This window comes from Variovorax sp. 05T418, from assembly GCF_056396385.1.
The window spans coordinates 1-11511 of record NZ_JBFTLJ010000020.1 but is presented as its reverse complement, the minus strand read 5'-3'; the positions used below and the strand labels follow the sequence as shown (position 1 = coordinate 11511).

14 protein-coding genes are annotated in these 11511 nt (G+C 66.8%); 12 read left to right on the top strand and 2 right to left on the bottom strand.

What is annotated here, in order from left to right; all coding sequences use genetic code 11:
- Positions 1-148: 148 nt before the first annotated feature.
- Positions 149-757, bottom strand: coding sequence for a glutathione transferase GstA (gene gstA, locus AC1DMS_RS28185; RefSeq protein ID WP_012745207.1), 609 nt, complete (start codon positions 755-757; stop codon positions 149-151).
- Between the two features lie 188 nt (positions 758-945).
- On the opposite strand from gstA, the gene AC1DMS_RS28180 reads away from it, so the two are divergent.
- From AC1DMS_RS28180 to AC1DMS_RS28140, 9 genes are all read left to right on the top strand, one after another.
- Positions 946-1131 (top strand): DUF1328 family protein, encoded by a 186-nt coding sequence (locus AC1DMS_RS28180; protein WP_012745208.1) that lies wholly within the window; start codon positions 946-948, stop codon positions 1129-1131.
- Positions 1131-1277 (top strand): hypothetical protein, encoded by a 147-nt coding sequence (locus AC1DMS_RS28175; protein WP_012745209.1) that lies wholly within the window; start codon positions 1131-1133, stop codon positions 1275-1277. Before AC1DMS_RS28180 ends, AC1DMS_RS28175 begins: the two co-directional genes overlap by 1 nt.
- Before the next feature lie 184 nt (positions 1278-1461).
- On the top strand, positions 1462-3420 hold the full coding sequence (gene mnmG, locus AC1DMS_RS28170) for a tRNA uridine-5-carboxymethylaminomethyl(34) synthesis enzyme MnmG (protein WP_012745210.1): 1959 nt from the start codon (positions 1462-1464) through the stop codon (positions 3418-3420).
- A complete protein-coding gene (gene rsmG / locus AC1DMS_RS28165; RefSeq protein ID WP_012745211.1) occupies positions 3417-4058 on the top strand; it encodes a 16S rRNA (guanine(527)-N(7))-methyltransferase RsmG in 642 nt (213 codons plus the stop codon). The genes mnmG and rsmG overlap by 4 nt, the downstream gene beginning before the upstream one ends.
- 115 nt (positions 4059-4173) lie before the next feature.
- Positions 4174-4788 carry a LysE family transporter gene (locus AC1DMS_RS28160; protein WP_012745212.1) on the top strand — a complete coding sequence of 205 codons (615 nt, stop codon included), beginning with the start codon at positions 4174-4176 and terminating at the stop codon, positions 4786-4788.
- Positions 4789-4795: 7 nt separating this feature from the next.
- Positions 4796-5710, top strand: coding sequence for a ParA family protein (locus tag AC1DMS_RS28155; protein ID WP_012745213.1), 915 nt, complete (start codon positions 4796-4798; stop codon positions 5708-5710).
- Positions 5710-6261, top strand: coding sequence for an RBBP9/YdeN family alpha/beta hydrolase (locus AC1DMS_RS28150; RefSeq protein WP_012745214.1), 552 nt, complete (start codon positions 5710-5712; stop codon positions 6259-6261). Before AC1DMS_RS28155 ends, AC1DMS_RS28150 begins: the two co-directional genes overlap by 1 nt.
- On the top strand, positions 6261-7208 hold the full coding sequence (locus AC1DMS_RS28145; RefSeq protein WP_012745215.1) for a ParB/RepB/Spo0J family partition protein: 948 nt from the start codon (positions 6261-6263) through the stop codon (positions 7206-7208). Before AC1DMS_RS28150 ends, AC1DMS_RS28145 begins: the two co-directional genes overlap by 1 nt.
- Before the next feature lie 108 nt (positions 7209-7316).
- The gene (locus AC1DMS_RS28140; protein ID WP_012745216.1) at positions 7317-8216 is read left to right on the top strand and encodes a CsgG/HfaB family protein; all 900 of its coding nucleotides are present in this window, start codon (positions 7317-7319) and stop codon (positions 8214-8216) included.
- An 82-nt stretch (positions 8217-8298) separates the two neighbouring features.
- Here AC1DMS_RS28140 and AC1DMS_RS28135 read toward each other — a convergent pair whose 3' ends face one another.
- A complete protein-coding gene (locus AC1DMS_RS28135; protein WP_012745217.1) occupies positions 8299-9723 on the bottom strand; it encodes an FAD-binding oxidoreductase in 1425 nt (474 codons plus the stop codon).
- A gap of 86 nt (positions 9724-9809) precedes the next feature.
- Between AC1DMS_RS28135 and AC1DMS_RS28130 the strand changes: the two genes are divergently transcribed.
- Genes AC1DMS_RS28130 through AC1DMS_RS28120 form a run of 3 tightly spaced genes read left to right on the top strand, consistent with a single transcriptional unit; the run spans position 9810 to position 11306 of the window.
- On the top strand, positions 9810-10316 hold the full coding sequence (locus AC1DMS_RS28130; RefSeq protein WP_012745218.1) for a DinB family protein: 507 nt from the start codon (positions 9810-9812) through the stop codon (positions 10314-10316).
- A 16-nt stretch (positions 10317-10332) separates the two neighbouring features.
- Positions 10333-10941 (top strand): cob(I)yrinic acid a,c-diamide adenosyltransferase, encoded by a 609-nt coding sequence (locus tag AC1DMS_RS28125; protein WP_012745219.1) that lies wholly within the window; start codon positions 10333-10335, stop codon positions 10939-10941.
- Positions 10938-11306, top strand: coding sequence for a hypothetical protein (locus AC1DMS_RS28120; protein ID WP_012745220.1), 369 nt, complete (start codon positions 10938-10940; stop codon positions 11304-11306). The genes AC1DMS_RS28125 and AC1DMS_RS28120 overlap by 4 nt, the downstream gene beginning before the upstream one ends.
- Positions 11307-11511: the final 205 nt, after the last annotated feature.

Genomic DNA, 11511 nt, shown 5'->3' with positions numbered 1-11511 from the left:
GGGTCCTTCGCTAAGGGGTCTGGAAGAGGCCCGTAGCGTGAGCCGAAAAAAAAGCCGCGGCATGCGGCTTGTGGCTGAAGCAGCCCGGGTTTTCCCGAGGCTGGGGCGGGCTGCTCCAGGGCTCTTGCGAGCTTCTGCCCGCTTCTTCTTACTTCAGCAGGCCTTCGGCCTTCATCGCCGCTTGAACGGCGGGACGGGCGGCCACGCGTGCATGCCAGGCCTGGAGGTTGGCGAAGCCCGAAATGTCGACGCCCGTGGACTTGGCCCAGTTGGTGACGGTGAACAGGTAGCCGTCGGCCACGCTGAACTGCTCGCCCATCAAATACTGCTTGTCGGCAAGCTGGCCGTCGAGCCATTGATAGCGCGACTTGAGCTTGTCCTTGAAGATGGCCTTGGCTTCTTCGGGCATGTTCGGGTTGAACAGCGGGCTGTAGCCCTTGTGCATCTCGGTGCCGATGAAGGTCAGCCACTCCTGCAGGCGGTAGCGCTGCAGCGTGCCGGCGGCCGGCGCGAGGTTCTTGGTAGGGGCCAGGTCGGCGATGTACTGGACGATGGCCGGGCCTTCGCGCAGGCGCGTGCCGTCGTCGAGCTCGAGCATGGGCACGTAGCCCAGCGGATTGATGCCGTAGTAGTCAGTGCCGTCCTGCAGCTTGTGGGTCTTGGTGCTGGCCAGCACGGGCTCGAAGGCAAGGCCCGCCTCGTGCAGCGCGATGTGGGGCGAAAGGGAGCAGGCACCGGGCGAGTAATACAGCTTCATGCGAAGAAATCTCCAATGTTGGGAATATGGATAGCGGGAATCGATCCATCGACCCACGGGATGCTAGCGGGTTTGCGCGCTGGGCGTTTGTCCTACGGCCGCTCGCGCGGCGCGACTATCGGGGCAGCAGTGGCCGGTTCCTAAGCTCCCCCGCACGGCGGGCGAGGCTCGCCGCAAGGAGTTTTCAGATGTTGAAGTACGCGATTATTTTTGCCTTGATCTCGCTGGTGGCCGGGGTGCTGGGCTTCGGCGGCATTGCGGCAGGCGCAGCCGGCATCGCAAAGCTGCTGTTCGGGCTGTTCCTGGTCCTGGCGGTGGTGTTCGTGGTCCTGGCGGCGCTGGGGATCGGCGCGGTGAAAAAGGCGATCGACTGATGCAGCATCCGGCACCCGTCTGGCCGCGGCCCCGTCCGCTCGGCTTGCTGCTGCAGAGCCCGGCGCATCGCGTGGTGCGCGTGCTGCTGGTGACGCAGACGCACTGGCAGCTTCCAGAGCATCGCTCGCGCCGGCGGCACGCCTGAGTGTCGAGTTTGCTATAAAAATAATAGCAAACTTCCCAACATATAAGAGGGATCGGCCGGGTTCTGGGTGGTTTAGGCGCCATTAACCATATTGCCCGCATTTCGAACGCAAACCGGCACCCCCGATTAAAATCGGTGCCCCCTTTGCGCAGCGCACGCGTCAGTAGTGCGCCCCCTCTTTCAAATGCTGTACCCCGAAGAATTCGATGTGATCGTCGTCGGCGGTGGCCATGCCGGCACCGAAGCCGCGCTGGCCGCTGCGCGCATGGGCGCCAAGACGCTGCTGCTCTCCCACAACATCGAGACGCTGGGGCAGATGAGCTGCAACCCGTCGATCGGCGGCATCGGCAAGGGCCACCTCGTGAAAGAGGTGGATGCGCTGGGCGGCGCCATGGCCATTGCCACCGACGAGGCGGGCATCCAGTTTCGCATTCTCAATTCGAGCAAGGGCCCGGCGGTGCGCGCGACCCGCGCGCAGGCCGACCGTGTGCTGTACAAGGCCGCGATCCGCCATCGCCTGGAGAACCAGCCGAACCTGAGCCTGTTCCAGCAGGCCGTCGATGACCTGATGGTGGAGGGCGACCGCGTGGTCGGCGCCGTCACGCAGGTGGGCATTGCCTTTCGTGCGCGCACGGTGGTGCTCACCGCCGGGACTTTTCTCGACGGCCGCATCCATGTGGGCCTGGACAACTACCAGGCCGGCCGCGCGGGCGATCCGCCGGCGGTCAGCCTGTCGGCCCGGCTCAAGGAGCTCAAGCTGCCGCAGGGCCGGCTGAAGACCGGCACGCCGCCGCGGCTGGACGGCCGGAGCATCGACTTTTCGAAGTGCACCGAGCAAGCCGGCGACGGCATGCCGGGCGGGGCAGGGCCGATGCCGGTGTTCAGCTTCATGGGCCGGGCCGACATGCATCCGCAGCAGATGCCGTGCTGGATCACCCACACCAATGCGCGCACCCACGACATCATCCGCTCGGGCTTCGACCGCAGCCCGATGTTCACCGGCAAGATCGACGGCGTCGGTCCGCGCTACTGCCCGAGCGTCGAAGACAAGATCAACCGCTTTGCCGACAAGGAAAGCCACCAGATCTTTCTCGAGCCCGAAGGCCTGACGACCAACGAGTACTACCCCAACGGCATCTCGACCAGCCTGCCGTTCGACATCCAGTACCAACTCGTGCGCTCGATGCCGGGCCTGGAGAACGCCCACATTCTTCGGCCCGGCTACGCGATCGAGTACGACTACTTCGATCCGCGCGAACTCAAGAGCAGCTTCGAGACGCGTTCGATCAAGGGCCTGTTCTTTGCCGGGCAGATCAACGGCACCACCGGCTACGAAGAGGCGGCGGCCCAGGGCCTGTTTGCCGGCATCAATGCGGCGCTGCAGTGCCGCGGCGAGGAGGCCTGGTTGCCGCGCCGCGACGAGGCCTACCTGGGCGTGCTGGTCGACGACCTGATCACCAAGGGCGTGACCGAGCCGTACCGCATGTTCACGAGCCGCGCCGAGTTCCGGCTGCAGCTGCGCGAGGACAACGCCGACATGCGCTTGACCGAAGCAGGGCGCAAGCTGGGCTTGGTGGACGATGCGCGCTGGGATGCTTTCAGCCGTAAGCGCGACACTGTTTCACGTGAAACAGAACGGCTCAAGTCGATCTGGGTGAATCCGCGCAACCTGCCCGCTGCCGAATCGGAGCGCGTGCTCGGCAAGGCCATCGAGCACGAATACAACCTGGCCGACCTGCTGCGCCGGCCCGATGTGAACTACGAGACGCTGATGTCGCTGGACGGAGGAAAGTACAGCGCAGGGTCGCCGCTCAGTGAAATCGAGATCGAGCAGATCGAGATCTCGGCCAAGTACTCTGGCTACATCGAGCGCCAGCACGACGAAGTAGAACGCGCTGCGCATTTCGAGAACCTGCGCCTGCCGGCCGACTTCGACTACAGCCAGGTCAAGGCGCTGAGTTTCGAGGTTCGCCAGAAGCTCGACAAGCACCGGCCTGAAACCCTGGGCCTGGCGTCGCGCATTTCGGGTGTCACGCCCGCCGCAATTTCCCTGTTGATGATCCATTTGCGAAAAGGTGGCCACAAGGCATTCAACCGCGACGCCGCCACGGAAGCCGCCGCAGAATCGCAGCCCGCCCAATGAGCGCGCCCATCGACACGCTGCGCCAGGGCGCGGCAGCCCTGGGCACGGCCTTGTCCGATGCGCAGGCGGAACAGCTGCTGGCCTACGGCACGCTGATGCTCAAGTGGAACAAGGTCTACAACCTCACGGCGCTGCGCGATCCGGCCAGCGTGCTGACGCACCATCTGCTCGACAGCCTCGCGGCCGTGGCGCCGCTGCAGCGCGAATGGGCAGGGAAGGGCAAGCTGCTCGACGTGGGATCGGGCGGTGGCCTGCCGGGCGTGGTGATTGCCGTCCTGCGGCCAGACCTTGAGGTGAGCTGCCTCGACGCCGTGGCCAAGAAGGCGGCCTTCGTCCAGCAGGTGGCGGCCGAGCTCGAATTGCCCAACCTGCGCGGTCTGCATGCGCGCGTCGAATCGCTGACGGGCAGCTATGAAGTCATCAGCTCCCGGGCCTTTGCCTCGCTGCCTGATTTCTTCAACGGTTCGCGGCACCTGCTCGCGCCGGGCGGTGTCTGGCTGGCCATGAAAGGCAAGATGCCCACCGATGAGCTCGCCGCCTTGCCTCAGGGTATCGCGGTGTTTCACGTGGAACAATTGACTGTTCCCGGCCTAGACGCCGAGCGCTGCATCGTTTGGGCGCGCCAGGAAGCGGCCTGAATCGCCAAAAAAGAGGTCGCCGCATCGGTGAAAGCCGGTGCCGAACGATCCTCGCCGGGCCGGCCTCGCTTAGACTCGACGCCTCCCCCTGGCTCTCCTTTTCGAGGCAAATCCCATGTTCGGCATTGCTGACTACGGCGCATTCGTCGCCGCCATCGTCCTCTTTCTCCTGATTCCCGGTCCGGGCAACCTCGCGTTGATCACCTCGACCAGCAAAGGCGGAATCCGTGGCGGCCTGGCGGCCACCTTGGGCGTGATCGTCGGCGACCAGTTCCTGATGTGGGCGGCGGTGGCGGGCGTGGCGGCCGTGCTGGCGGCCTATCCGGCCGCATTCAAGGCGGTGCAGTGGCTGGGCGCCGTCTACCTGGCATGGTTGGGCGCCAAGATGCTGCTGGCCAAGCCCGGCGCGGCACCCATCCTCAACATCCGCCCCAGCCACTTCATGCGCCAGGCGCTGGCCATCACCTTGCTGAATCCCAAGGCCATCGTGTTCTACATGGCCTTCTTTCCGCTGTTCGTCGACCCTGCGCGCCACCAGGGCGTGGTCACTTTCGGTGCCATGGCGGTGACAATCGCCGCGCTGACCTTCCTCTACGGCCTCACGTCGACGCTGCTCACGCACTTCCTGGCGGAGCGCATCCGCGCCAATCCGCGCATTTCGGGCAGGCTCGAAAAGCTCGCGGGCGTCTTCCTGATCGCCTTCGGCATCAAGCTCGCCATTTCCCGCTGATCCTCATATGGCCAAGATTTTCTGCATTGCCAACCAAAAGGGCGGCGTCGGCAAGACCACAACCACCGTCAACCTGGCCGCCGGCCTGGCCAAGGTGGGCCAGCGGGTGCTGATGATCGACCTCGATCCCCAAGGCAATGCAACCATGGGTTCGGGCATCGACAAGCGCCAGCTGGAGCTCACGGTGTACGACGTGCTGCTCGAGTCGGCTTCGGTGGCCGAGGCGCGCGTCAAGGCCGACAAGCTGGTGGAGGGCGGCTGTGGCTACGACGTGCTCGGTGCCAACCGCGAGCTGGCCGGCGCCGAAGTCGAAATGGTGGCGCTCGACCGCCGCGAAAAGCGCTTGCGCACCGCACTTGCGACGGTGGGCGCCGAGTACGACTTTGTGCTGATCGACTGCCCGCCGAGCCTGAGCCTGCTGACGCTCAACGGCCTGTGCGCCGCCCACGGCGTGATCGTGCCGATGCAGTGCGAGTACTTCGCGCTCGAGGGGCTCACGGACCTGGTCAACACCATCAAGCAGGTGCATGCCAACCTCAACAAGAACCTGCAGATCATCGGCCTGCTGCGCGTGATGTTCGATCCGCGCATCACGCTGCAGCAGCAGGTGAGCGAGCAGCTCAAGGCCCACTTCGGCGACAAGGTGTTCGACACCGTGATCCCGCGCAATGTGCGGCTGGCCGAAGCGCCCAGCTATGGCCTGCCGGGCGTGGTGTTCGATCCGGCCGCGCGCGGCAGCCAGGCCTTCGTTGCCTTTGCCAAGGAGCTGGTCGAGAAGATGCCGCCCGCCAGCGCCTTCGCATCCGGTGCCGTTGCGCCGCCCATTGCGCCGGTCGGGCCGGTCGCGCCGCCCAACCTGGCGGTCCCGGAGGATGTGCTGTCGCCGGCAGGCGGCCCCGATTCGGGCGAGAAAAGCTTCTGATGGGCGTGTTGTCTCGCGTCTTCCTGCTGCCGGGTTGGCAGAACAGCGGCCCCGGCCATTGGCAGACCCGCTGGGAATCGGTCCACGGCGACCACCGCGTCGAGCAGCACGACTGGATGCGGCCGCTGCGCGGCGACTGGTCCGCGCGGCTCGAGGAAGAGGTGCTGGCGGCACCCGAGCCCGTGGTCTTTGCGGCGCACAGCCTGGGATGCATCCTCGTTGCAGCCTGGGCTGCGCATTCGCGCAATACGCACAAGGTGCGGGGCGCGCTGCTGGTGGCACCCGGCGACGTCGAACGCGACGACCTGCGCCAGCTGATTCCGGGCTGGGCGCCGATCGTGCGCCAGCCGCTGCCCTTTGCCTCGGTGCTGATCGCCGCCAACGACGACCCCTACTGCGAGGCCGCGCGCTCGCGCCAGATGGCTGCCGACTGGGGCGCGCGCTTCGTCGACGCCGGTGCGGGTGGCCACCTGAACGCCGAATCCGGCCTGGGCGACTGGTCCCAGGGCCGGCAACTACTGAACGAAATCTCGACGAAAGACACGCACTGATGGCGACCAAGAAACCCAAGGGCCTGGGGCGCGGCCTCGAAGCGCTGCTCGGCCCCACGGCCGCGCCGTCCGCCGACTCCAGCGGCACCGACGAAGGCGCCGCTGCGCAAAATCCGAACACGCTGATGCTCGACGAGATGGTGGCCGGCGTCTACCAGCCGCGCACCCGCATGGACGAAGGCGCGCTCTACGAGCTGGCCGAGAGCATCAAGGCGCAGGGCATCATGCAGCCGATCCTGGTGCGCCGGCTCGATGCCGAATCGGCTGCCGCCAAGAACGCCGAATACGAAATCATCGCGGGCGAGCGCCGCTTCCGCGCCGCCCGGCTCGCGGGCCTCGACCGCGTGCCGGTGCTGGTGCGCGACGTGCCCAACGAGGCCGCGGCGGCCATGTCGCTGATCGAGAACATCCAGCGCGAAGACCTCAATCCGCTCGAAGAAGCCCAAGGCCTGCAACGCCTGGTCTCAGAGTTTGGGCTCACTCACGAAGCGGCTGCACAGGCCGTGGGCCGGTCGCGCAGCGCGGCCAGCAACCTGCTGCGGCTGCTGAACCTGGCCGAGCCGGCGCAGCAGATGCTGATGGCCGGCGACATCGACATGGGCCATGCCCGCGCGCTGCTCTCGCTGGACCGCGGCACGCAGATCACGGCCGCCAACCAGATCGCGGCCAAGAAGATGTCGGTGCGCGAAGCCGAGGCGCTGGTCAAAAGGCTGGCGGCCGAGTTCACCCTCACGCCGTCCCGCCGCAGCAACGACGGCGAGAAGTCGCGCGACCTGCAGCGCGTGGAAGAGGAACTGGCCGACCTGCTGACCGCCGAGGTCGAGGTCCGCATCAAGAAGCGCAGCAAGCGCGGCGGCAAGGTGGAGGAGAGCGGCGAGCTGGCGATCCACTTCGGCTCGATCGAGGCGCTCAACGGGCTGATCGAGCGCATCCGCCGAACGGCCTAGGTACGGACGCGTCCAGTCGGACATTCGCGCGATTGATTCTTGCAATCTTTTACGCGTATCCTCGCCGCTGACGTTTCAACACCAGATCTCGAGGAGAGGGAGTTCATCATGAAGTTCAGGACAAGGTTTCCGTTCGCGGCCGTGGCCGTCGGCGCACTGCTGCTGACCGGTTGCGCGACCACCGACATGCAGATGGGCAGCCAGTCGGCCAAGACCATGGCCACGGGCAGCGCCGCGGGTTCCGCCACCGCCGGCGAAAGCAGCCAGCTCGAGCGCTGCGAATCGCCGCTGGGCACCGTCTCGCTGATCGAGAACGTGAATGCCGGCTGGTACACCATCCTCACCGGCGAGTACCGCCTGCCGCCCACGGCCAACCTGCTGCGCCTCTTGGTGCAGCAGTCGAACTGCTTCGTGGTGGTGGAGCGCGGCGCGGCCGGCATGAACGCGATGACGCGCGAGCGCGCGCTCATGCAGTCGGGCGAAATGCGCGGCGGCAGCAACTTCGGCCGCGGCCAGATGGTGGCGTCCGACTACGGCCTGTCGCCCGAGATCGTGTTCAGCAACAGCGATGCCGGCGGCATCGGCGGCGCGCTGGGCGGGCTGGTCGGCGGCGGCCGGGGCCGCGCGCTGGCCACCATCGGCGGCAACATGCAGACCAAGGAAGCCAGCGCGCTGCTGACGCTCATCGACAACCGCTCGGGCGTGCAGGTCGCGGCTTCGGAAGGCAGCGCCTCCAAGACCGATTTCGGCGCCTTCGGTGCACTGGCCGGCCGCAGTGCCGGCGGCGGCCTCGGCGGCTACACCAACACGGCGCAAGGCAAGGTGATTGCCGCGGCCTTCATGGACGCGTTCAACCAGATGGTCCGTTCGCTGCGCAGCTACAAGGCGCAGACGGTGCGCGGCCAGGGCCTGGGCGGCGGCGGCCGGCTCGGCGTGGATGGCGGCGCGGCACCGTCGCAGACCTACGTGCCGGCCGAGCAGCCGGCGCCCGCACGCCGCCGCAGGTAAGGCAAGGCGTTCGGCCAGCGGCAAAAAAGCCCGGGGCTCTTGCGAGCCGCCGGGCTTTTTCATGGGCGTGCTTCCGAAAGGATCAGAGCGCGAAGATCTTTCCGGGATTCATGATGTTCTTCGGGTCGAGCGCGCGCTTGATCGTGCGCATCATGTCGATCGCACCCACGCCAGCTTCCGTCACCAGGAAGTCCATCTTGTGCAGCCCCACGCCGTGCTCGCCGGTGCAGGTGCCCTCGAGCGCCAGTGCGCGGCTCACGAGCGAATGGTTCAGTTCCTCGGCCTTCACGCGCTCTTCGGGGATGTTCGGGTCGAGCAGGTAGCCGAAGTGGAAATTGCCGTCGCCCACGTGGCCGACCAGGAAGTAGGGGATGCCGCTGGCATCGGCTTCGGCCACGGAGTCGAGCAGGCAGTCGGCCAGGCGCGAGATCGGCACGCAGGTGTCGGTCGAGATCACGCGGCAGCCGGGGCGCGACTGCACAGCCGCAAAGTAGGCGTTGTGCCGCGCGGTCCACAGGCGTGTGCGCTCTTCCGGCGTGCTGGCCCATTCGAAGGCGTTGCCGCCATGGCCGCTCGCGAGCTCCTGCACCGTCTCGGCCTGCTCCTTCACGCCGGCCGGCGAGCCGTGGAATTCCATCAGCAGCATCGGCTCTTCGCGCAGGTCGAGCTTGGCGTAGGTGTTGACCATGCGCACCGTGTTCACGTCGATCAGCTCCACGCGCGCAATCGGCACGCCGAGCTGGATGGTCTCGATGGTGGTGCGCACCGCGGCCTCGATGCTCGGGAACGAGCAGATCGCGGCCGACACCGCCTCGGGCAGCGGGTAGATGCGCAGCGTGACTTCGGTGACCACGCCCAGCGTGCCCTCGCTGCCCACCATGAGGCGCGTGAGGTCGTAGCCGGCCGACGACTTCTTCGCGCGCGTGCCGGTGCGGATCACGTCGCCGCTGGCCGTGACCACTTCGAGCGCCAGCACGTTCTCGCGCATGGTGCCGTAGCGCACCGCGTTCGTGCCGCTCGCGCGCGTGGCGGTCATGCCGCCGATGGAAGCGTCCGCACCCGGATCGATGGGAAAGAACAGGCCCGTGCTCTTGATCTCGTCATTGAGCTGCTTGCGCGTGACGCCGGGCTGCACGGTCACGGTGAGGTCGTCGGCATTGACCGACAGTACGCGGTTCATGCGCGAGACGTCGATGCTGATGCCGCCCTGCACCGCCAGCAGGTGGCCTTCGAGCGACGAGCCCACGCCAAAGGGAATGACCGGCACGCTGTGCTCGCTTGCGAGCTTCACCGCGTCGGCCACGTCCTGCGTGCTTTCGGCAAACACCACGGCCGAGGGGGGCGGCGCATCGAACGAGGACTCGTCGCGGCCATGCTGGGTGCGCACGGCCATGGCCGTGGAACAGTTGCTGCCGAAGCGCGCTTTCAGGCCCTCGATCAGGCTGTCGGGCACATTGCGCAGATGAAGCTCCGGCAGCAGGTGCGAGGTTGGGGTCGGGGCGTTCATCGGGCGTCTCCTGGGCGTGAAAGGGGGGCGGGGCTCTGTCCGGCCATTTTACGGAGCGCGCACCATAATGCGCTTCGGAAAAAGCCATGAACCCCACGACCCTCGCAGCGCTTGCCGCATTTCCTTCGCAGCTCGAAGCCCACTACGCGGCCATTCCCCATGCCTTCCGGCACTGGGCGCCGCCCTCGTGGGAGGGTGTGCCCAGCGAGGCCTTCACGGCCATCGAGCAGCTCTGCCATGTGCGCGACATCGAGGTGGAGGGTTATCACGTGCGCTTTCGCCGCACGCTGGAAGAAAGCCATCCGACGCTGGCCTCGATCGACAGCGAGCCGCTCGCCATTGCGCGTGCCTATGGCATGGCCGACGCGGAAAAGGTGCTCGCTGAATTCCGCATTGCGCGTGCCCGGACCATGGACATCGTCTCGAACCTGACGGACGTGCAACTTGCGCGCACGGCGGTGTTCGAAGGCTATGGGGCACTCACGATGCGCAGCCTTGTCCACTACCTCTGCAGCCACGACCAGCAGCATCTGGCGGGCCTGCAATGGCTGGCCCGCAAGATCGATGCGTCGAAGGCCGCGGCCGCCGCATAAACCAGGAGCACCCATCATGGGCAACCGACTCTCGCAGATCGCCACCCGCACCGGCGACGACGGCACCACCGGCCTCGGCGACAACACCCGCGTGCCCAAGGACCACCTGCGCGTGCACGCGATGGGCGACGTGGACGAGCTCAACTCGCAGATCGGCCTCTTGCTGTGCGAGCCCATGCCGGAGCCCGTGCGCGAACTGCTGGTCGACGTGCAGCACCAGCTCTTCAACCTGGGCGGCGAGCTTTCGATGCCGGGTTACACGCTGCTGAAGGCCGATGCGCTGCTGCAGCTGGACAACGCGCTGGCCGAGCACAACGCCGCCTTGCCGCGCCTGGCCGAATTCATCCTGCCCGCGGGCACGCGCGCGGCCTCGCTCGCGCATGTGTGCCGCACGGTGGCACGGCGGGCCGAACGCGCCGTGGTGGCGCTCGGCGCAACGGCCGAACTCAACGATGCACTGCGCCAATATCTCAACCGGCTCAGCGACCTGCTCTTCGTGCTCGCGCGCGTGCTCAACCGGATGAACGGCGGCGACGACGTCTACTGGAAGAGCGAACGCATGGCGCGCGCCGCGGCGGCGGCGGATGCAGCCGAGCCCATCGACGAAGAAGGAAGTCCATCATGACGATAAAGAAAACACCCGCCCATGGATTCGCGCTGGCCGCGGCAAGCGCCGCGCTCCTGCTGCTGTCCGCCGCCACCGTTCACGCGCAGAGCGCCGACAACCCGCCCAGGGCGCAGCCGGCGCACACGCTCAAGCCGCCGCCGCGTGACAGCAAGGTCGTGAACAGCGTGCAGCGCGGCACCAACGCCGCCGGCCGCGGCATCGACCGCGCCGAGAACGCGACGCGGCGCGGCGTCAACAACGTTTCGGAAAAAGCCAGCCGGCCGGTGCGCCGGGTCGGCGAAGCCTTCGGACGCAAGCTCGCGCCGGGTTCGAGCGGGCGCACTGCGCCGCCGCCTGTGGGGCCGCAGGGTAGCGCGCCTTGATGTGAGCGCTTTGTTCGTGTGAGCGCTTTGTTCGGGGCGCGCTCCCGCCGACGGGATACCTTGCTCCGCGAATGTCCTCCGGCCTGCGGCCTCCCCCTTGTACCGGGACTTCTCGCGCAGTCAAGCACGGGTTTGGGTTGGTTTTTCTACCAAGCTGTATCGCTTGCGAGGCATTGAGGATCGAGGCGCAACGAAACGAGGAACA

Coding starts and splice junctions, on each gene's coding strand:
- AC1DMS_RS28175 (WP_012745209.1), top strand. CDS start 1,131: ATGCAGCATCCGGCACCCGTCTGGCCGCGGCCCCGTCCGCTCGGCTTG.
- AC1DMS_RS28145 (WP_012745215.1), top strand. CDS start 6,261: ATGGCGACCAAGAAACCCAAGGGCCTGGGGCGCGGCCTCGAAGCGCTG.
- AC1DMS_RS28140 (WP_012745216.1), top strand. CDS start 7,317: ATGAAGTTCAGGACAAGGTTTCCGTTCGCGGCCGTGGCCGTCGGCGCA.
- mnmG (WP_012745210.1), top strand. CDS start 1,462: ATGCTGTACCCCGAAGAATTCGATGTGATCGTCGTCGGCGGTGGCCAT.
- AC1DMS_RS28125 (WP_012745219.1), top strand. CDS start 10,333: ATGGGCAACCGACTCTCGCAGATCGCCACCCGCACCGGCGACGACGGC.
- AC1DMS_RS28130 (WP_012745218.1), top strand. CDS start 9,810: ATGAACCCCACGACCCTCGCAGCGCTTGCCGCATTTCCTTCGCAGCTC.
- gstA (WP_012745207.1), bottom strand. CDS start 757: ATGAAGCTGTATTACTCGCCCGGTGCCTGCTCCCTTTCGCCCCACATC.
- AC1DMS_RS28160 (WP_012745212.1), top strand. CDS start 4,174: ATGTTCGGCATTGCTGACTACGGCGCATTCGTCGCCGCCATCGTCCTC.
- AC1DMS_RS28150 (WP_012745214.1), top strand. CDS start 5,710: ATGGGCGTGTTGTCTCGCGTCTTCCTGCTGCCGGGTTGGCAGAACAGC.
- AC1DMS_RS28120 (WP_012745220.1), top strand. CDS start 10,938: ATGACGATAAAGAAAACACCCGCCCATGGATTCGCGCTGGCCGCGGCA.
- AC1DMS_RS28155 (WP_012745213.1), top strand. CDS start 4,796: ATGGCCAAGATTTTCTGCATTGCCAACCAAAAGGGCGGCGTCGGCAAG.
- rsmG (WP_012745211.1), top strand. CDS start 3,417: ATGAGCGCGCCCATCGACACGCTGCGCCAGGGCGCGGCAGCCCTGGGC.
- AC1DMS_RS28135 (WP_012745217.1), bottom strand. CDS start 9,723: ATGAACGCCCCGACCCCAACCTCGCACCTGCTGCCGGAGCTTCATCTG.
- AC1DMS_RS28180 (WP_012745208.1), top strand. CDS start 946: ATGTTGAAGTACGCGATTATTTTTGCCTTGATCTCGCTGGTGGCCGGG.